Consider the following 20,238-nt stretch of genomic DNA (forward strand, 5'->3'; position numbering starts at 1 on the left):
GCAATCTGCGCTGCGCTTCGCATTTGCTTTGGTAGTGCCGGCCGCTGGCCGGCATCACAACCAGGCCGACCATCGCCGACGCGCGCGAAAGCGGCGCTGAACAGCGAATGGCCGTGCTGAACATTCACTGGTAGTGCCGGCCGCTGGCCGGCATCACAACCAGGCCGACCATGCATACGGATACTCGCCAATCTGCCCAGCAAGACCGGCGCGCACCGGATTCCCCAGGGTGTACAGCGCTTGCTGCGCCAGCGACTCCTCGGCCCTCACGGCATGATCAAAGTAGCCAGACTGCCAGACCGTACATCGACGCCCCACCAGGCGATTCAGCGCAAGCGCGCTCGACGATTTCATCCGGCGCGCGATGTCGGGAAGGTGAGCTGCGCGCAGCTCGAACATCCAGTGGACGTGATCCGGCATGACGACCCATGCGTGTGACTTTACGAGCCCGCGCTGTTCGATGTAGTGGAACTGGTCGATTACACATGCTGCTGCAGCTTCGCTTTCAAAGAGCCGGCGGCGCTGGTGTGTCGTGGTTGTCAGAACGTAGGACTGGCCGATGATCGAGTGACGGCCCAGACGGAGGCGATGGCTGCTCATGCGCCATGGTGGGTCGATCATTGCGCGTTGGCTGTCGGGCCATGCCTCGATGGAGGTTGGGAGATGTCTGAAGTTGAATGAGGTTGCCGGCCAGCGGCCGGCACTACCGGAGCTGTGGGTTGCCGGCCAGCGGCCGGCACTACCGGGACTATGGATTGCCGGCCAGCGGCCGGCACTACCACTGCCGGCAGGCGGCCGTCGGGGCTCAGCCGCGCAGGGTGGCGCCGCCGTCGACGTACAGGTCGCTCATCGCCACGTGCCCGGCCTGCTCGGAGAGCAGGAACATCACCGAGTGCGCGATGTCCTCGGGGGTGGCCAGCTTGCGCAGTGGAATGCCGGCCTTGTAGGTCTCCAGGCTGCCAGCGATCACCCGCTCGGCACCGCGCTCGTCCTGCCACATGCCGGTCTGCATCGGGGTCAACGTGGACCCCGGGGCGACGATGTTGCAGCGGATGCCCAGCGGCGCCAGCTCCAGCCCGAGGCAGCGGGTGAACATGGTGGCGGCGGCCTTGGACGCGGCATAGGCGGCCATGCCGTGCCGCGGCACGCCGGCGGCATTCGAACTGACGGTAACGATCACGCCCCGCTGGCGCGGCGACATCACCCGCGCCAAGGCACGCCCGACATGGAACACGCCGTCGGTGTTCACCGCGAACACCCGGCGCCAGTCGTCATCGCCGGTCTCGGTCACGCCGCCCATGTGCAGCACACCGGCCACGCTGGCGGCCAGCATGATCGGTCCGATGCTGGACTCGACCCGATCCACCAAGGCGCCGACGGCCGCACTGTCGGTCACGTCGAGTGCGAACGACCTGACCCGCGTATCGGCCACGTGTGGCGCCTCACGATCGGTCGCCACCACCGTGCAGCCGGCCTCGGCCAACAGCCGTACCAGTGCCTCGCCGATGCCGCCGGCGGCACCGGTCACCAACGCCACGCGGCCTTCAAAACCGGTCAACTGCATGTTGCGATCTCCTGTTGCTCGTCCCATTGGCGCAACCGCGCCGACAACCACGGCGCCAGCTGCGCCACCGCATCGCGGCCGGTCAGCTCGGCGTGCAGGAACGGCAGTTCCAGCGCCTGCACCTTGCGCGCGTGGGTCCGCCACAACGCCGACTGCAGCTGCGGCCGCGCGTGGTGATCCCGGCCCGCGCGGACGTGCACCAGCGTGCCGTCGAACGGTTGGTGGATGTGTTCGCGGATCAATCGATTGGTGCCGGTCACCGCGCGCACCACGCCATCGAGCACCACATCCGGCAGGCTGCCGAGTGCACTACCGCCACGTCGCAGGAACGCGAGAATGCGTTCACGGCTGTCCAGTTCCGGATGCGCATCCGGGTCATGACCGGCAATCGCCAGCAGTGCCCGCAATGCACCGATGGCATCGGGTTCCGGCTCGGCCCGCCAGCACTCGCTGGGATAGGCGTCCAGAAGCACCAGCTCGCCAACCTCGCGCCCGATCTCGTGGAGGCGCACCGCCATCGCCTGGGCGAGGATGCCACCCACCGACCAGCCCAGCAGATGCACCGGCCCCTTCGGCTGCAGTGCGACCACGCGCTGTACGTAGTCGTTGGCCATCGCCTCGATGCTGCTTGGCAGCGGCAGCCGCGCGTCCAGTGCCGGCGACTGCAGGCCATACACCGGGCGTGCCGGCTGCAGTGCACGGGCCAGGGTGCGGTAGTTCCAGGCGATGCCACCGGCCGGGTGCAGCACGAACAGCGGCGTGGGCCCGGCAGCGTCGGTCGCGGCCAGCGCGATCACTGGCCCCAGTGCGTGATCGGCCAGCGCGGGCGGCTCGGCAATTCGAACCGCCAGCGCGGCCACGGTGGGCTGCGCGAACAAGGCACCCAGACCCAGATCGCAGCGCCAGCGCTGCTCGATGGCCAGCAGCAGGTGCACCGCCGAAAGCGAGTCACCGCCGAGACTGAAGAAGTCCGCATCCACCGCCACCGGCGCCTCACGCCCAAGCGCCTGGGCGAACAGCAACGCCAGCTCCTGTTCCAATGGCGTGCGCGGCGCCAAGCCGGCAACTTCAAGTTGCGGTGGCTTCGGCAACGCGTTGCGGTCGAGCTTGCCGTTGGCGGTCACCGGCCAGTGGTCCACGCCAACGAAGGCCGAGGGCACCATGTAGTCCGGCACACGCGTGGCGAGGTGGCTGCGCAGCATTACGGCATCGGCAAGCGCGGTTGGCACATAGGCCACCAGCCGGGCGTCGCCGGGCGCATCCTGGCGCAGCAGCACTTCCACGCGCTCCATGCCAGGCAGTTCGCGCAGTGCCGCCTCGATTTCGCCCAGTTCGATACGCAGGCCGCGCAGTTTCACCTGGTGGTCGCTGCGGCCCAGGTACTCCACCGCACCATCGCGGCGCCAGCGTGCTACGTCGCCGGTGCGGTAGATGCGCTCGCCCGCCAGGAAGGGATCGGCCAGGAAGCGTTCGGCGGTCAGGTCATCGCGACCGAGATAGCCACGTGCCAGTTGCCCCCCCCCCAGGTACAGGTCACCGGCCACGCCTACCGGCACCGGCTGCATCCGCGCGTCCAGCACGTACAGGCGGGTGTTCCAGACCGGGAATCCGATCGGCACCGGCCGCGAGCGATCCTGCGCCGACGCCGGCCAGTAGCTGACATCCACCGCGGCCTCGGTCGGGCCGTACAGGTTGTGCAGCTCTGCGTGCACGTGCGTGTGGAAACGGTCGCGCAATGAGGCGTCCAGCGCCTCACCGCTGGTGAACACCCGGCGCAGCTGCAGCCCTGCCGAAGCCGGCGCAGCGAGGAAGGCATCGAGCATCGACGGCACGAAATGCGCCGTGGTGATCCCATGCCCACGGATCAAGCGCGCCAGTTCGGTGGGATCGCGATGCGCGTCAGGCCCGGCGACCATCAGGGTGGCCCCACACAGCAGCGGCAGGAAGAACTCCCAGACCGAGACATCGAAGGTGGCCGGGGTCTTCTGCAGCACGCGGTCATCGGCGCGAATGCCGTAGTGCTCGCGCATCCACAGCAGGCGGTTGACGATGGCACGGTGTTCGATGACCACGCCCTTGGGCTCGCCGGTGGAACCGGAGGTATAGATCACATAGGCCGCATCGCTGGGCGCCGGATCGGCCCACGGCGCGGCGAAGCTCAGCGCGGTCCACTGCTCCGGCGCGAGCACCGGTACGCCGGCCATGCGCGCCGAATCCTCGGCCGCAGCCAGTACGCACACCGGCTGTGCCGAGGCGAAAATACGTGCCAGCCGCTCATCGGGATGGGCAAGGTCCAGCGGAAGATAGGCCGCGCCTGCGCGCAGTACCGCGACCAGCGCGATCACCAGCTCCAGCGAGCGCGGCAATGCCACCGCCACCACGCTGCCCGGGCCGACATCCATCGCCCGCAGCTGCGCCGCCAGCGCGAAACTGCGCGCTTCCAGCGTTGCGTAGTCCAGCGTAGTGTCGCCGAACACCAGCGCAGGCGCGTGCGGATCCCGATCCATGCCCTGCTGCAGCAGCTCGACCAGGGTCGTCTCCGGCAGCGCGTGCGCGGTGGCATTGAATTCCTGCAGCACCTGCTGCGCCTCCTCGGGCGTCGCCAGGGGCACGGCTGCGATATCGTCAGCCTGCAGCGCCGCCGATACGAAATGCAGCAGCCGCGCCGCGTGCGCCTCGACATCCTCGCGACTGTACAGCGCGGGATTGGCCTCGATTTCCAGATCCAGCAGCGCCTGGCCATCGCCACGGAAGCCCAGCGTCAGGTCATCCACCGGCCCGGTGCACAGCACCTCCAGCGTCGCCTGCACGCCGGCCAGCGCCAGCGGCTTGTAGAACGGCTGCACATTCACCAACGGGCCGTGCAGGCGCTGCTGCGCGCCGACCAGGCCCAGGTCCCGGCGCAGCTGCTCACCGCGGTAACGGCCCTGCTTGCGCCCCTGGCTGAGCTTCCGGCCCAGGCCGCGGGTGAAGGCCTCGACGCTGCCCTCGCCGGCCGCTACGCGCAGCGGCAACACATTCATCACCATCGCCGGCACCCGCGCCGACGCGTTGCCGAGCCGCCCCATGTAGGGCACGCCCAGCACCACTTCATCGGCCGCGCTCATCCGCCGCAGGTACTCGGCCGACAACGCGGCCAGCACATCCGGCCAGGGCTGCAGCCAACGCACCGAGGCCTGCAGCAGCTGCTCACGGAAGGCCGCATCGAGCGGCTGCACCCAGCGCAGCGCGTCGTCACTGGCCGCGAGCGTGCCGGCCAGGCCCACGCCTGCCGGTGCGCCCTGCATGTGCTCACGCCACCACTGCCCGGCCAGCGCGCGGCGCGGATCGGCACGATAAGCGGCATCATCGGCCAGCACGCCCGCCAGCCCCGGCAGTGGCTCACCCATGCGGCCGGCGTACAACGCGCACACGCGATCGGTGAACAGCGCCATGCCATAGCCATCAGCCGCCAGATGATGCACCCGCAGGTACCAGACCCAGCGCTGCCCGCCCAGCTCAAGCAGCATCTGCTGGCTGATCCGGTCGCGGGCGGGGTCGACCGGGCTCAGCCGGTCGGCGTGCATCAGGCTGCGTGCCGCAGCGGCAGCATCCACTTCGGCGGAAACATCACGCACCGAAAGCAGCGGCACGTGTGCCGGGTCGTACCACTGCAGCGGCTGGCCATCGGCCCCTTCGGCAAAGCGCAGCGCAAAGGCCTGGGCTTCGAACGCAGCCTGGTCTGCCGCTGCAACGAACGCGGTCACGTCCAGCGGGCCATCGATCCACACCGCGTGCGCGGTATTGAATGACGGATTGTCCGGCGCCAGCCGCTGTGCAAACCACAGTCCGGTCTGGGCCTCGGTCAATGCCACCGGCGTGGCCAGCGCAGCGGCGTTCATGCGTTCTGCGCGGCCTGCAGCGTCTGCACCACGTTCCACCACTGGCGCAGCGTGGTGTGCTCGGCCAACTGCGAGAACTCAATCGGCAGGCCGGTGTTGCCCCAGGCCAGGACCAGGCCGAGCATGCGCATCGAGTCCAGGTCCAGGTCGATCAGGTTGTCGTCGTCACCGATCTCGGCCGGCGTACATTCCAGAACGCGCGCCACGTCGGCACGCATCCGCTCCAGATCCAGCATCTCAGCGGTGGCAGCCATCACAGCACCTCCAGCAACTGGTCGGTGGTCATCGGCACGCCACAGGTGCGTGCGATCCAATGCAGCGCCTGATCGTGATCGGCGCGCGAGAAGTCCGCCACGGCATCGGCGGCGATGAAGGCCTCGATATCACGCTGGAACGCTTCGACCACGGTCGCGGTGCAGCCGATATGGGCGTACACGCCGGTCACCAGCAACTGGTCGCGGCCACGCACCCGCATCAGCGTCTCCAGGTTGCTGCGCTGGAACGCGCTGTAACGGTGCTTGACCAGCACGTGCTCGCCCGGCTGCGGTGCCAGCGCGTCGATGATCGGCTCATGGTCGGCGCTGCGGCGCATGCCCGGTCCCCACAGGTCGGCCTGCAGGCCACGGTCACGGCGATCCTGGTCGCCATGCTGGGCGGTGTAGAACACCGGAATACCGCGCGCGCGGCAATGCGCCAGCAGGCGTGCGATGTTGTCCACGGCCGGCCGCAGCGGTGCATTGCCGGCGTCGAATGCGGCCAGGAAGTAGCGCTGCATGTCGTGCACCAGCAAGGCGACACGATCGCGCTGCGGGCGCCACGGGCCGCGTGCCTGCGGCAGTTCGGCGGCGGTCGGCAAGGGGTAATCGGTGATACGGGGCAGCGCCATCAGCGCGTTCCTCCTGTCTGTTGCAGATGACGCGCACGCAACTGCGCGCGCAGTTCGCGGCGGCTGATCTTGCCGACCGCGGTGGTATCAAAACTGTCGACGAACACGACCTGGTCGGGCACCTTGAACGCCGCCAAGCCGCGCCCGCGCATCCAGGACTTCAGCGCCGGCGCCTTGAACGGTTCGCCCTGCGGAATCACGAAGGCACAGCTGCGCTCGCCCAGGTACTCGTCGGGAATGGAGACCACGGCCGCATCGAACACACCGGGGTGGGCCAGCAGGTGATCTTCGATCTCTTCGGCGGAGATCTTCTCGCCGGCACGGTTGATGTGGTCACCGGCGCGGCCCTGCACCGCCAGGTAGCCTCCGGGCAGCTGCTGCACACGGTCACCGGTACGATAGAAGCCGTCATCGGTGAACGAGCGCGCATTGGCCACCGCGTCGTTGTGGTAGCCGCGGATGGTGTACGGCCCACGGGTGAGCAGATGCCCTACCTCGCCTTCGGCCACCGGCTGGTCATGGTCATCGACCACGCGCACTTCATCATCCGGACTGATCGGCCTGCCCTGGCAGGCCACGATCAGTTCCTCCGGGTCATCCAGCCGTGTGTAGTTGACCAGGCCTTCGGCCATGCCGAACACCTGCTGCAGCGTGCAGCCAAGGCCATCGATCACCCGTCGTGCGGCTTCCGGCACCAGTTTGGCGCCGCCTACCTGCAGTACCTGCAGGCTGGACAGATCATGCTTGCTGGTGGCGGCGGCCTGTGCCCACAGCAACGCCAGCGGCGGCACCAGCCCGCAGCAGGTCACCTGCTCGCGGGCGATCAGCGGGAAGGCCGCATCCGGACCGGGGCCGGGACTGAGCACCACGCGGGCGCCGGCATACAGTGCGCCGAAGAAGCCCGGCGAACTCATCGGGAAATTGTGCGCGGCCGGCAGCGCGACCAGATAGACGCTGTCGCGGTCGATGCCGCAGAGGTCATTGCTGGCGCGGAACGAGTAGATGTAGTCGTCGTGGGTGCGCGGAATCAGCTTGGACAGCCCAGTGCTGCCTCCGGAAATCTGCAGGAACGCCACCGACTGCGGGTCCGGATCGGACGGCAGCTGGCTGCGATCGCCCTGCAGTGCCTCCAGCGCGACGAACTCCGCGGCATCGCCGTCGATCACCACATGGCGAACCGCCGGCACTTCGGCCTGCAGCGCCCTTGCCAACCCGCGATGATCGAAGCCATCGTGCAGTGTGGTGGTGATGTAGGCACTGGCTTCCGCCTTGTTGGCGAAGTGGACCAGCTCGGTGATGCGGTGCGCCGGCAACGCATACACCGGCACCAGGCCGGCGCGGAACAGGCCGCAGACCGTGGTGATGAACCCGGCGGTATTGCCCAGCTGCACCAGCACCCGTTCGCCAGGCTGCAGGCCGAGCGCCAGCAGGCCCGCACCGATGCGGCCTGCCTCATGCCACAGCTGCGCATAGCTCAGGCGTACGTCGCCGGCGATCACCGCGATGTCATCGGCATAGCGTTCTGCACGCTCGCGCAGGAAACCCGGGAAGGTCTCGCCACGCCAGTGACCGGCGTCGCGATAGCGCGCCACCAGCGCGTCGGGCCACACCTGCTGCAGCGGCAGGCGGGAAGAGTCAGTGGAGGTACTCATGCGGCAGGCTCGATGGCGGGCGCGGATTCATGGACACCCAGCGCGTTCAACAGGGCAGCGAACTTCGCTGCGGTTTCGGCCACCTCGGCCTCGGGGTGTGACTCGGCGACGATGCCGGCACCGGCATACAGGCGCAGCTGCGTGCCCTGCAGGCGCGCGCAGCGGATCGCCACGTACCAGTCGCCGTCACCCTGCGCGTCCAACCAGCCCACGGCACCGGCGTAGAAGCCGCGCGGCACCGGTTCCAGCTCGCGGATGCGCTGCAGCGCCGCCAACCGTGGCGTACCGCAGACTGCCGGCGTGGGGTGCAGCTGCGCCAGCAGTTCGGCGGCAGACGTCTGCGGATCCTTCAGGGTGGCGTGGATGCGGGTGCCCAGGTGCCACATGCTGGCGGTGGCATGCAGCACCGGGCGCGGCTGCGCATCGATGTGGCTGCAGTACGGTGCCAGGCCCTCGACGATGGCTTCGACCACGTGGCGGTGCTCGTCGTGGTCCTTGGCCGAGGCCAGCAGCGCCTGCGCCGCACGCTCGTCCTCGGCGGCATCGGCGCTGCGCCGCGCGGAACCGGCCAGCGGATGCGACAACAGCTCGGCGCCGCGCTTGCGCAGCAGCAGTTCCGGCGTCGCCCCCACCAGCCAGGCCGGTGCCTGGCCCAGCTCCACCGGCAACGGCACCGCGTAGGTCGCCACCGACGGATCCGCGCCCAGGCGTGCCAGCAGCACGTCCGGAGACAGCGCCTGGCGGGTGCGTGCCAGCAGGCTGCGCGCCAGCACCACCTTCTGCAGGCTCAGTTCGGGCGCGCGCAGTACCTGCACCGCCGCGGCAACCGCTGACGCATAGTCCTGCGGCGCAGGCTCGGCGCGCAGGGCACCGTCCAGCGGCGGTGCGGCCTGCGGCTGCAGTGCCAGCGCCGGCAGCAAGCGCTCGGGCTGGAACAGCGCATCGTCCGCACGCGGTTCGAACGGCACTGCGCCAACCAGCAGGCCCGGGCCGCCACGCTGCCGGGCAAAGAACGCCGAGACGCGTTCTGCCAATGTCGCCAGTGCACCGGCCGGCAGCGTGGCGCGGCAGCCGCGTGCATGCACGTGCTGGCCGGCATGCTGCAGCAGGAACAGCGACGCGTCGTCGGTGCTGTCCAGCGGCGCTGGCGCAGCCTCCGGCCACGCGCCCTGCATCAGGGAATCGTTCATGGGGTCTCCTTCATCCGATGCGCTGCAGCCAGCGCGCACAGCAACAGCAGCAGCGCACCGACCAGCAGGTAAGGCAGGCTTGGCCCGCCGCGATACAACAGCGTGCCGAGCATCGGCCCGGCCACCATGCCCAGCCCCTGCGCGGCAGCGACGGTGCCGGCGGCGGCGCCCTGCTCGTGCGCCTCCACCGCATCGGCGGCCAGCGCCTGGAACGAGGGGAATACGAAGCCCATGCCAAACGCGGCCAACGCGTACGCCGCCGGCAACTGCCAGCCCTGCTGCACGCCCGCCACCGAAGCAAAGCCAATGCCGGAAATCAGGGCGCCAAGGACGATCCAACGGCGTGGACGGACCTCCAGCTTCATCACCAGCGCCTGCGCCAGGATCAGGCCGACACCAACGGCGGTAAGTGCGATGCCGGCCATGCGTGCACCGGCCGCCGCATCCAGGCCCAGGCGATCAATCGCGAAGAAGCCGACCGTGACCTGCGCGATGGTCACCGAGACCATCGCGATGAACGCTGCCAGCTGCGGCAGGCGCAGGCGCGCGTCGAGACGGCTCATCGGCGTGCGGCGCTGTGCGGACGCGCCCACCACCGGTGGTGTAGCCGGCAGCCGCCAGGCCAGCAATGCCAGTGCCAGCAACGGCAGCAACGCGGCCACGTACAGCGCCAGCGAAAGATTGGTATAGGCCAGCCAGCCGGCAGCGGCCGGACCCAGTACCATGCCCAGCGCGTTGGCACTGCCCAGCCGGGCGAGGAAACTGGCGCGCTGCCCGGTCGGTGCCTTGTCGGCAATCAGCGCAGCGGCCGTGGGCGGCACGGCCGCGTAGAACAGCCCGATCAAGCCGCGCGCGCCCACCAGCACCAGCACCGACACCAGTACCGGCGGCACCGCCTGCAGGGCGACGTCGATGAACACCGCCAGTGCGATGTAGACCGCCGTATAGGCACTCATCGCCAGGATCAGCACGCGCTTGCGGCCGATGCGGTCGCTGAGCTGGCCCCAGGGGCGCGCGGCCAGCATCCACAACACGCCTGCGGCGGTGACCGACAGGCCGGCATGCCACTCGGACAGGCCGAGCATGCGGACCACCGGGCCGATCACTGCGACGAAGGACATCATCGCCATGGTGCCGATCAGGGCAGCCAACACCAGCGCCGGTAAGCCGGGAACGACGGGACGTGCGTGCATGGAACACCAGCCGTAACAGGAAAGGATGGCCGGGCACGCCTGCGCACCCCGCCCGGCACCGGCCCTGCTCAGGACCGGACGCCACCCTTAAATGATAACGGCTCGTATTTGCATTTGATACCCATTCTCTTGAATGGGCGCGCAACAGTGGGTTCAGCGCATTGCATGCAGGCCGAGCAGGCCACGGCGCTTGAACCACCACTCCAGCGGCAGCGTCACCAGCGGCGGGATGGCTGCCAGCAGCGCCAGGGCACTGGCCCACCACGGCCAGCGCAGGCGCACCGCCGCGAACAGGGTGACTGCCACATAGACCAGGAAGGCCACGCCGTGCAGCGGCCCGAACAGCTTCACCAGCGCCACCTTGGCCATCGGGCCGTACTTCATCCACATGCCGATGAGCAGGCCGGCCCAGGTCACGGCCTCGATGAAAGCGACCGCGGCGAACAGACGTCCGGTCGGGTGCATGGGGGAATGTTGGGTCACGTGGGGCTCCGGCATGGGGGTATCAAATGCGAATGATACGCAGATGCGAACCCCATGTAGCGTCGAGCCGTGCGCGACCGCTGGAGCCCACCGAGGTGGACAGCTACCGGAGCGCGTGTGGCAGAACGTGCTCCCCGATCTCACGCAGCACCACGTCCATCGGCCGCCCGTTGTCGACCAGGTTGAACATCACGTGCGCCACGCCCTGCGCATGCACGCGCAGCAGGTAGTCACGCAGGCCATCGTGGCCGACCTTCAGGCCCAGCGGCAGCGGCTCGGCTGGCGCCTGCGGATCGGCCTGCAGGTCCAGCAGCATCGACTGCACGAACGGCTTGGCTGGCCCACCACGCTGCACCAGCGCCTGCTGCCACAGGCCGATGCGTCCTTCCTGTGCGGCCTCGTCGCGATGATAGGTGGCCCAGCCTTCGGCCTCGCGCGCGATCCACTGCAGGCTCTGCCGCGCGGTACCCACCACCAGCATCGGGATGCGGGTTGCCGGCGCCGGCAGCACGTCGAAGCCACCCGTCGCCTGCAGTACGGCCGTCCGCTCATCGGCCTCCGGTGACAGCGCCGCGCGCAACAAGGTCCAACGCGCACGGAAGGTCGCCGCCCTGCCCTCCAGATCCTCGCCGAATGCGGCGAACTCTTCCGGTCGGTCCCCCGAACCCAGGCCCAGCACGAAGCGCCCGCCGCTGATCCGGTCCAGGCTCAAGGCCGACTTCGCCACCTGCAGCGGCTGCCGCAATGGCAGCACGATGGCCGCGCTGCCGACCACGATGCGCTCGGTCGCAGCGGCCAGCATGCCCAGCCACAGGAACGGGTCATCCAGCGCGCTTGCTGTCGCGTCCGGACCCTGCGGCACCATCAGTGGTACATCACGCGTCCACAATGCGGCAAAGCCCAGATCATCGGCCAGCCGAGCAATGCGCCGCGCCTCATTCGGATCGGCCAGTCCATGCGCGGCGACAGGCGTCATCAGGCCCAGGCTCAGGCCCTGTTGCGGAAACAAGGCAGCGTAAGCAGGATTGAAATCACTCATGCCGCCAGCTTAGCGTGCAGGCCTGCGGCAACGATGACGCGCCGCCCACTACCGGAAGAACACTGCATGCCGACGATCCGCCCTGCCCACGTCGATGACCTGCCCGCGATCAGTGCGGTGTGCCTGGCTGCGTTCACTGCGGCGGTCGCGCCTTCGCTCAGCGCGGCCGGCATCGCCACTTTCGGCAGTGTCGCCGCTGCCGAAGCGTTCGGCGCGCGCCTGCACGGTGACAACCACATCCTGGTGGCCGAGCAGGACGGCCGTGTCATCGGCGTGATCGAACTGAAGGAGGGTCGGCACCTTGCGATGCTGTTCGTCGATCCCGCCTGCCAGGGCCAGGGCATCGGCCATGCTTTGTTCGAGGCGGTGCTTCCACAGGTGCGCGAGCCGGTCCTGACCGTGCGCGCCTCGCTCAATGCAGTACCGACCTACCTGCGCTATGGCTTTGCGCTGGACGGTGACGTCGGCGAGTTCAATGGGTTGGTGTATCAGCAGATGGTGCGGGCAGCGGCCTGAAGGCATCCGCCCGGCGTTGCCCGGCAATGCCCGGTGGGCGTCATGCCCTGCAGCACGCCCGTCATAAGCAAACTGAATCAGCGGGCTCCCCGGCGGTTCCTACAATGGCCTGTCACCCTGCCCTTCGAGATGCTGCCGATGCGCGTCGCGCTTTCCGTGTTGCTGCTGGCTTCGGCGCTGAGCGCCTGCACCCCGGCCCCGGTTTCCACCGCCAACTCCGCTGAGGCACCCGCGCCGGCGTCCGCCATCGCCTGGCGCCAGGGCGATGTGGACGATGCCTTCGCCGAAGCCGCCGACAGCGGCAAGCCGGTGCTGCTGTACTGGGGCGCGGTCTGGTGCCCACCGTGCAACCAGCTCAAGGCGGGCCTGTTCAAGGACCCGGCCTTCATCGCGCTGACCAGCAAATTCGTGCCCGTCTATCTGGATGGCGACGAAGAAGGTGCGCAGGCCTGGGGCGAACGCTTCGGCGTACGCGGCTATCCGACCCTGATCGTGCTGGACCCACAGCGCAACGAAATCACCCGCGTGGCCGGCGGCAACGACGCCGCCGAACTGACCCGGGCACTGACCGTTGCCGCAGGCCGCCGCAGTGCCGTCGCCGCCACCTTGGCCACCGCGCTGGCGACGCCGGACCGCCTGGCCGCCGAAGACTGGCAGGTACTGGGCGACTACGGCTGGGAAGTGGACGCCAACCGCCTGGCCGGCGAGCGCAAGAGCCAGGACGTGCTGCGCCAGTTGTCCAAGGCGGCACCGGATGCCGCCCTGCAGCGTCGCTTCGCTCTGCTTGCCTTGGCAACAGCCGAAAAGCCCGATGCCTCGCCCACCGAAGTACGCGAGCTGCTGCAGGCGGTGCTGGCGCAACCGGCGGAAGTGCGCCGCAACCGTGAGTTGCTGGGCTATGCAGGCGTGCAGCTGGTCAAGCAGGCCAGCGCCGGCCCGGCCACCAGCAACACGCTGGGGCAGCAGCTGCTGGTCGCGCTGGAGCGCGCTGATGCCGAACGCGGCGACCGCGCCGACGACGCGTTGTCACGCGCACTGACGGAAGTATCGCTGGCGCGCCAGCAGCAGCCGAAGGGCGCACTGCCCGCGGCCCTGGTTGAGCGGGTCAAGCAGCGGGTGGCCGCTGCCGATGCGGCCACCACCGATGCGCACGCACGCCAGGCGACGATCAGCAGCGCGGCGTACGCATTGCGCCAGGTCGGCGACGACGCGGGCGCCGAGGCGCTGTTGCTGGCCGAGCTGAAGCGCAGCGAGCAGCCGTACTACTACATGCCCGAGCTGGCCGAGCTGGCCGAACAGCGCGGCGATACCGCCGGTGCACTGGAGTGGTTGAAGCGCGCCTACGACGGTGCACAGGGCCCGGCCACCCGCGTGCAGTGGGGCGTGCTGTACGTGGAAGGGTTGCTGAAGCTGGCACCGGACGACGCACCACGCATCGAGCAGGCCACCGCGTCGCTGATCGCCGAACTGGAAGCGCAGCCGTCGGGCTACCACCAGCGCACCCGCCAGCGCTTCGAGCGCCTGGCCGGGCAGTTGAAGACGTGGAGCGGCAAGCACCAGGGTGCGGAGACGCTGGCGCGGCTGCAGCAGCGGATGCAGCAGGCATGCGGTGACCAGGTGGATGGTGCGTGCAAGGACTGGTTGAGTTGATGATAACGCTGGCAGCGGGCACGTCAGCGCGCCGGCGAGGTTCGAAACGCGGGTTCTGGTAGTGCCGGCCGCTGGCCGGCAACCCGACCTTCGCTGATTGCCGGCCAGCGGCCGGCACTACCATGCCGCTCCTGCTCCCTTTCACGCATTTCATCCCCCGCCCCTTGACCTCAACCAATGTTGAGGTGCGATAACAGTCTCCCCACGGCCAGCCCTCTGGTCTTCCCCACGGAGATTGCTTCGATGTCGTACTCGCTTCCCCCGCTCCCCTACGCCTACGACGCCCTTGAGCCGCATTTCGATGCGCGCACGATGGAGATCCACCACAGCAAGCACCACCAGACCTACGTCAACAATCTCAACGCCGCCATCGAGCAGGCCGGCATCGCCGAGCAGCCGGTCGAGGCGCTGATCGCCAACCTCGATGCCGTGCCCGAGGCCCAGCGTGGCGCGGTCCGCAACAACGGCGGTGGCCACGCCAACCACAGCCTGTTCTGGACCGTGCTCAGCCCCCACGGTGGTGCACCCGATGGTGAGCTGGCCGCCGCCATCGACCGCGATCTTGGCGGCTTCGATGCCTTCAAGGACGCCTTCACCAAGGCGGCTCAGACCCGCTTCGGCAGCGGCTGGGCCTGGCTGACCAGCGATCGCGATGGCCACCTGCAGGTGGAAAGCAGCGCCAACCAGGACAGCCCGTTGATGGGTGCAGCCGTGGGCCTGTCGGGCAACACCCCGATCCTCGCACTGGATGTCTGGGAACACGCCTACTACCTGCACTACCAGAACCGTCGCCCGGACTACATCGGTGCGTTCTTCAACATCATCAACTGGGCCGAGGTCGGCCGGCGCTACCGCCAGGCCAGGGCCTCATGAGCGGCGAGACACTGCCGTACGCCGGGCCGTGGGCGGGAGTATTCCCCGCCCCGGCGCCGGTGCCGTCGGTCGAGATGCCGCCGCGCGCACTGCGGCGGCTGCTCGGCCACTTTCCTACCGGCGTGGCCATCGTCTGCGCACGCGATGCGCAGGGCAAGCCCATCGGCCTGACCATCAATTCGTTCGTGCCGGTGTCATTGCAGCCGCCGCTGGTGCTGTGGAACCTGGCATTGCACGCGCAGAGCCTGTCCACCTTCCAGCGCGCCACCCGCTTTGCGATCAGCGTGCTGGCGGCCGACCAGGAAGCGCTGGCCCGGCGCTTTGCCGATCCGCAGGTGCGCAACCGCTTCGATGGCCTGGCATTGCTGGATGACGACGAGGATGCCCCACCGCGCATCGCCGGTGCGGTCGCCCATCTCACCTGTACCCGCCACGCACAGTGGCCGGTGGGCGATCACCTGCTGCTGGCCGGCCGCATCATCGAAGTGCACGAGAACGGCGGCGCGCCGCTGCTGTTCCATCGGGGCCGCTTCCAGCCCGGCCCAGCCGAGCTGCTGGTGGAGGTGCGCTGATGAACATTGAAGCTCTGGAATGCATGCTTGCCGCCGGCAAGGACGGCGCGCTGCTGCGCTTCGGCCTGGGCAAGGGCTGGCTGGATGCCGGCAACCCGGTGCGCGCGGCGACCCATCTGGGCCGTTGCGTGGTGCTTGATCCGCAGTACTCGGCGGCGTGGAAGCTGCTGGGCAAGGCCTGGCTGGCCAGTGGCCAGCCGCAGGCGGCGCGCGAAGCATGGCAACGCGGCCTGAGCGTGGCCGGCAGCAAGGGCGACCAGCAGGCACGCAAGGAAATGCAGGTGTTCCTGCGACGCCTTGACCGCGAGCAGGCGGACCTGGCGAAAGCGGGCTGAGTCGATCAGCCCGCGTTGGCCGATGCCGGTGCGGACATGATGTCCGACATCGGCAGGCGGCGCGGCTTGCTCGGGAACGCGTGACGCAGGATGCGCCAGACCACCTGGCCGAACTGGCGCGGCAGCGAGCCGTTGTTGTAGTGCTGGCCGTAACGGCGGCAGATGTCCTTCACTTCCTTGGCGATGGCCGCATAGCGGTTGGCCGGCAGGTCCGGGTAGAAGTGGTGCTCGATCTGGTGGCTGAGGTTGCCCGACAGCACGTTGATCAGGAAGCCGCCACTGATGTTGGACGACCCGCGCAGCTGGCGCAGGTACCAGTGGCCGCGCGATTCATTGCGCAGGCATTCCTTCGGGAAGGTTTCCGATTCGGCGGTGAAGTGGCCGCAGAAGATGATCACGTAGGTCCAGATGTTGCGCAGGCCGTTGGCCACCATGTTGCCCAGCATCACGGTGAGGAAGAACGGGCCGGCCAGCAGCGGGAAGAACACGTAGTCCTTCAGCACCTGGCGGGCCATCTTCCGCGCCACCGGGCGGGTCTGCATCCACATCGCACGGCCGCTGATACGACCCTTCAGCCAACGGCCCAGGCGCAGGTCCTGCGCGGCCACGCCCCACTGGAACAGCAGCGCAAAGATCGGTGCGATGATCGGCTGCAGCAGGTAGAACGGCTTCCAGCGCTGTTCCGGGAAGATGCGCAGCAGGCCGTAGCCGATGTCATCGTCCATGCCACGCACGTTGGTGTAGGTGTGGTGGCGGAAATTGTGGGTCTTGCGCCAGTTGTCGGCAGTGGCAACGATGTCCCACTCGTAGGTGTTGCCATTGAGCTTGGGGTCGCCGGTCCAGTCGAACTGGCCATGCATGACGTTGTGGCCCAGCTCCATGTTCTCCAGGATCTTCGACAGCGCCAGCAGCAGCGTGCCGGTGATCGCGGCCGGCCACAGCAGCGGCATCCAGAACAGCGGCGAGAATGCCGCCAGGAACAGCAGACCGCGGCCACCCACGCCGAACCAGCGCACGGCGGCAGCCACGCGGCGGATGTAACGGGTATCGGAGGCGCCGAGGCTGCCGATCACACGGTCGCGGATCGCGTCGAGTTCCTCACCGAAGGCATGCATCTCGGCAGTACTCAGGGCACGGTCGGTAGCGCGGGTCATGGCAGGCGTCCTCAGAGATCCAAAGTCAGGTCGGTGGTCGGTGCGCTCACGCAGATCCGCACCGGCTGTGCCGATTCGGACTGCAGGTCGCCGGTGCGCAGATGGCGGGTGGCGCCACTGACGCGATCACAGGTGCAGGTATTGCAGATGCCCATGCGGCAACCATGCTTGGGCTTGATGCCATGGGCTTCCAGGCTTTCCAGCAGCGAGCGGCCGCGCGGCACGCTCAGCTGGCGACCACTGCGCGCAAGCGTCAGCGACACCTCGCCTTCGCTGCTGGCATCGCGCAGCGGCGCCGGCGGGGTGAAGGCTTCGGCCTGGAAGCCAGCCACCTGGTGCGCCAGGCGCTCACGCGCGGCAGCAACGAAGCCGTCCGGGCCGCAGGCCAGCACATGGCGCTGCGCCAGCGGCGTGTCATCGCCGGCCACCTGCAGATCATGGGTATCGATTCGCGCCGCCGGCGCCTCACCCTCGCGGGTGGTCAGCAGGTGCACGCGCAGGTTCGGATGGGCCGCGGCCAGCGCCTGCAGTTCATCACGGAACTGCAGATGGGCGGCGGTGCGCTCCCAGTAGAACAGGTCCACCGGCGCTGCCAGCGGGCGCTGGCAGGACTCGCGTAGCAGGCTGCGCATCGGCGTGATGCCACTGCCAGCCGCCAGCAGCAGCACCGGCGCCGCGGCCGGCATATGGAACTCGCCGAAGGCGGCATCGAGGCGGAACAGTTCGCCCGGCTGCGCGTGGTTGACCAGATGCTGGCTGACCCGGCCGCCGTCGATCGCCTTGACGGTGATCGCCAGCTCGCGCCGACCCAGTGCGGTGGGGCTGTAGCTGCGCTGCCACAGGCGTCCTTCAATCTCGACGCCGAGGGTGACGTGCTGGCCAGCGCGCATGCCGGCCCAGTGACGGTTGGTGCGCAGGACCAGCGTCGCCGCGCCCTCGCCGGCCGGCTCACGCCGGACCAGGCGGGCCACCGGCTCGCGCAGGGTCCACAGGGGATTGAGCTGGCCCGCCCAGAAATCGAACAGCGACGGCGAGACCCAGCGGTACGGAGAGAACAGGGACGGACGGACGACAGCGCTCATGAGCGAACTATACGGGCGCACATACACCTGTGTATACATGTGTATATTGAACCGGATTGGGTATGATTCAGCCTCGCCCCACCGGAACCCCCATGGCCGCCGCCACCGCCTTGTCGACGCCCGAAGATGCCAACAGCCCGGCCCGCCGTACGGTGAGCCGCGAGGATCTGCTGGCCGCCGCCCTGAAACTGATCGGGCCGCACCGCAGCCTGTCGACGCTCAGCCTGCGCGAAGTGGCACGTGAGGCCGGCATCGCGCCGAACAGCTTCTACCGTCAGTTCCGCGACATGGATGAACTGGCCGTGGCGCTGATCGACGCCGCCGGCCGCTCGCTGCGCACCATCATCGGCGAGGCCCGCCAGCGCGCCACCTCCACCGCCACCAGCGTGGTGCGCGTTTCCGTGGAGACCTTCATGGAGCAGCTGCGCGCCGACGACAAGCTGCTGCACGTGCTGCTGCGCGAAGGCGCGGTCGGCTCGGACGACTTCAAGCACGCGGTCGAACGTGAGCTGCACTACTTCGAAGAAGAGCTGCAGCACGACCTGGTGCGCCTGGCCGCACTGGATGGCGCCGTGCTGCATGCCCCGGAACTGGTGGCCAAGGCCATCACCCGGCTGGTGTTCGCGATGGGCGCCACCGCCATGGACCTGCCACCGGAGAAGGATCCGGAGCTGGTCGAACAGATCTCCACGATGATCCGCATGATCATCGTCGGCGCCCGCACCCCCGCCGCATTCCGCTGCGGCTGATCGAGATCCCCCTGGGCCGGATCCCTTCCGCAGGAAGGGGTCCTGGTCCGCATCCCCCGACTCCATGGAGCCTCCCACGGCGCCGCCGTGCAGGGGAACTGCGGGCGCCATCACAGAACTGCATTGCGAACGGGCAGTTTGGGCATCTTCCACGCGCCATTCACTGCGCCCTCACGCACGCTGAATTATTCAGACCGCGCGCTCCATTCAGTTTGGTGAGTTATTGAACGAGGTTTGAATCCGGCACGTGCCGCTGCAGTCGTTTCAGATTAATTGCATGGCCCAGGCAAGACCCGATCCGCACAGTGCCGCCTCCGGCCCTGCGGATGCAGGTCCCACCCCAATGAGCTTCAAGGAGAAACACCCATGCGCATGATGCAGTTCACGCCGAAGTTTCCTTCCGCCAAGAACCAATCCGATCTAGCTCGGGCTATTGCCACGGCATTGCTGATCGCTACTTCTGGTGCAGCCGGCGCAGCAACCGTCAATCCAGGCCAGACTCTTGTGGTGAATGCGGGCTCCCTACCTCAAGCCTACGACGTAAACGGTGGCACGCTGATTGTGGAAGGCGCCACGACCAACCGAATCGACACCAACTATTCTGGAGGTCAACCCGCACGGGTCATTGCGAATGGCGCAAGTATTTCCAGCATGCGGCTGCTCAATAGTGTTGGCACGCTGCACAACTCGACTGTGAATGGCCAATTCACCCTCTCAATCAACGTCGGCTCAGGCAATTCTGGACTTACTCGGCCACATCTTACGACGGCAGGCAGCACCTTCAATGGGCCCTTCACCGGCAGCGGCGGCGGCCGGCTGGACTCGGAGGGAAGCACCTTTGCGCAAGGAATTCGCAGCCTTGGCACAATCCTCAACCTGAAAGCCAACACCAAGGTCGTCGGAAGTACCTATGGCATCAGCCTCACGAACTCCGCAATCGCAGGTTCGGCGGGCATGCAGGATTGGGGGCTGCTCCTCGATTCTTCGCATGTTGCAGCAACAAGCGGGCCGGCGCTTCTTATTGGCGGCACCACGACAGGATACCCTGTCCGCGTAGCAATCCAAAACGGATCGACGCTTTCCAGCAGCAATAATGTCGTGATCGAAGGGCGCGACAGCTCAGTATTTGACGTCACCGCCCGGACCTCCAACCTAAACGGCGATATCACCATTGCCGATACCGCCAGCGGCACGCTGCGCTTCCTTGACGGCCTCGACCTCACCGGCCGCATCCTCGGCCCGGCCGACGTCATCGTCGACCAGGGCGGCCGCTGGACACTGTCCGGCGACAGCAACACCGGCAACCTCACCCTGGGTGCAGGCAGCAACATCTTCCTTGGTGCAGCGGGCACTGCGGCGTATCCGCAGCTGACCGTCAATGGCAACTACACCGGCAATGGCGGCACCCTGCACTTCAAC

The 20,238-nt window shown here is 68.1% G+C and carries 18 protein-coding genes and 1 pseudogene; 7 read left to right on the forward strand and 12 right to left on the reverse strand.

What is annotated here, in order from left to right:
• Positions 1-153: 153 nt before the first annotated feature.
• The 10 genes from AC5P67_RS20365 to AC5P67_RS20410 all read right to left on the reverse strand — a co-directional run bounded on the left by AC5P67_RS20365 (position 154) and on the right by AC5P67_RS20410 (position 11,888).
• On the reverse strand, positions 154-600 hold the full coding sequence (locus tag AC5P67_RS20365; RefSeq protein WP_049396235.1) for an REP-associated tyrosine transposase: 447 nt from the start codon (positions 598-600) through the stop codon (positions 154-156).
• A gap of 205 nt (positions 601-805) precedes the next feature.
• Positions 806-1,564: a 2,3-dihydro-2,3-dihydroxybenzoate dehydrogenase gene (locus AC5P67_RS20370; RefSeq protein WP_012480506.1), complete on the reverse strand. Its 759-nt coding sequence runs from the start codon at positions 1,562-1,564 to the stop codon at positions 806-808.
• Positions 1,555-5,445 (reverse strand): enterobactin synthase subunit F, encoded by a 3,891-nt coding sequence (locus AC5P67_RS20375; RefSeq protein WP_495215157.1) that lies wholly within the window; start codon positions 5,443-5,445, stop codon positions 1,555-1,557. The genes AC5P67_RS20370 and AC5P67_RS20375 overlap by 10 nt, the downstream gene beginning before the upstream one ends.
• A complete protein-coding gene (locus AC5P67_RS20380; protein ID WP_005409947.1) occupies positions 5,442-5,699 on the reverse strand; it encodes a phosphopantetheine-binding protein in 258 nt (85 codons plus the stop codon). The genes AC5P67_RS20375 and AC5P67_RS20380 overlap by 4 nt, the downstream gene beginning before the upstream one ends.
• Positions 5,699-6,331, reverse strand: coding sequence for an isochorismatase family protein (locus AC5P67_RS20385; protein WP_033835614.1), 633 nt, complete (start codon positions 6,329-6,331; stop codon positions 5,699-5,701). Before AC5P67_RS20385 ends, AC5P67_RS20380 begins: the two co-directional genes overlap by 1 nt.
• A complete protein-coding gene (locus tag AC5P67_RS20390; RefSeq protein WP_495215160.1) occupies positions 6,331-7,983 on the reverse strand; it encodes a (2,3-dihydroxybenzoyl)adenylate synthase in 1,653 nt (550 codons plus the stop codon). Before AC5P67_RS20390 ends, AC5P67_RS20385 begins: the two co-directional genes overlap by 1 nt.
• Entirely contained in the window at positions 7,980-9,173 is a 1,194-nt protein-coding gene (locus AC5P67_RS20395; RefSeq protein WP_033835616.1) for an isochorismate synthase, read from the reverse strand. Before AC5P67_RS20395 ends, AC5P67_RS20390 begins: the two co-directional genes overlap by 4 nt.
• A complete protein-coding gene (locus AC5P67_RS20400) occupies positions 9,170-10,366 on the reverse strand; it encodes an MFS transporter (RefSeq protein ID WP_495215161.1) in 1,197 nt (398 codons plus the stop codon). Before AC5P67_RS20400 ends, AC5P67_RS20395 begins: the two co-directional genes overlap by 4 nt.
• 153 nt (positions 10,367-10,519) lie before the next feature.
• Positions 10,520-10,831 carry a DUF3817 domain-containing protein gene (locus AC5P67_RS20405; protein WP_495215169.1) on the reverse strand — a complete coding sequence of 104 codons (312 nt, stop codon included), beginning with the start codon at positions 10,829-10,831 and terminating at the stop codon, positions 10,520-10,522.
• Between the two features lie 121 nt (positions 10,832-10,952).
• Complete coding sequence (locus AC5P67_RS20410; protein ID WP_495215163.1) at positions 10,953-11,888, reverse strand: TIGR03571 family LLM class oxidoreductase; 936 nt, start codon at positions 11,886-11,888, stop codon at positions 10,953-10,955.
• A gap of 66 nt (positions 11,889-11,954) precedes the next feature.
• On the opposite strand from AC5P67_RS20410, the gene AC5P67_RS20415 reads away from it, so the two are divergent.
• From AC5P67_RS20415 to AC5P67_RS20435, 5 genes are all read left to right on the forward strand, one after another.
• Positions 11,955-12,404: a GNAT family N-acetyltransferase gene (locus AC5P67_RS20415; RefSeq protein ID WP_012480514.1), complete on the forward strand. Its 450-nt coding sequence runs from the start codon at positions 11,955-11,957 to the stop codon at positions 12,402-12,404.
• A gap of 129 nt (positions 12,405-12,533) precedes the next feature.
• The gene (locus AC5P67_RS20420; RefSeq protein ID WP_495215166.1) at positions 12,534-14,054 is read left to right on the forward strand and encodes a thioredoxin family protein; all 1,521 of its coding nucleotides are present in this window, start codon (positions 12,534-12,536) and stop codon (positions 14,052-14,054) included.
• Between the two features lie 243 nt (positions 14,055-14,297).
• The gene (locus AC5P67_RS20425; RefSeq protein WP_111188378.1) at positions 14,298-14,927 is read left to right on the forward strand and encodes a superoxide dismutase; all 630 of its coding nucleotides are present in this window, start codon (positions 14,298-14,300) and stop codon (positions 14,925-14,927) included.
• Positions 14,924-15,499, forward strand: a complete 576-nt coding sequence (locus AC5P67_RS20430; protein ID WP_033833194.1) for a flavin reductase family protein — start codon at positions 14,924-14,926, stop codon at positions 15,497-15,499. Before AC5P67_RS20425 ends, AC5P67_RS20430 begins: the two co-directional genes overlap by 4 nt.
• A complete protein-coding gene (locus tag AC5P67_RS20435; RefSeq protein ID WP_005409958.1) occupies positions 15,499-15,834 on the forward strand; it encodes a tetratricopeptide repeat protein in 336 nt (111 codons plus the stop codon). Before AC5P67_RS20430 ends, AC5P67_RS20435 begins: the two co-directional genes overlap by 1 nt.
• A 5-nt stretch (positions 15,835-15,839) precedes the next feature.
• On the opposite strand, the gene AC5P67_RS20440 is transcribed toward AC5P67_RS20435, so the two are convergent.
• Complete coding sequence (locus AC5P67_RS20440) at positions 15,840-16,988, reverse strand: fatty acid desaturase family protein (RefSeq protein ID WP_005413710.1); 1,149 nt, start codon at positions 16,986-16,988, stop codon at positions 15,840-15,842.
• Between the two features lie 11 nt (positions 16,989-16,999).
• Positions 17,000-18,070: a ferredoxin reductase gene (locus tag AC5P67_RS20445; RefSeq protein WP_262248189.1), complete on the reverse strand. Its 1,071-nt coding sequence runs from the start codon at positions 18,068-18,070 to the stop codon at positions 17,000-17,002.
• A 92-nt stretch (positions 18,071-18,162) separates the two neighbouring features.
• Between AC5P67_RS20445 and fabR the strand changes: the two genes are divergently transcribed.
• Complete coding sequence (gene fabR, locus AC5P67_RS20450; RefSeq protein WP_111189334.1) at positions 18,163-18,819, forward strand: HTH-type transcriptional repressor FabR; 657 nt, start codon at positions 18,163-18,165, stop codon at positions 18,817-18,819.
• 366 nt (positions 18,820-19,185) lie between these two features.
• Positions 19,186-20,238, forward strand: a pseudogene (locus AC5P67_RS20455) (autotransporter family protein); the annotation flags it as partial.

Source organism: Stenotrophomonas sp. YJH_SMC_21 (assembly GCF_059369555.1).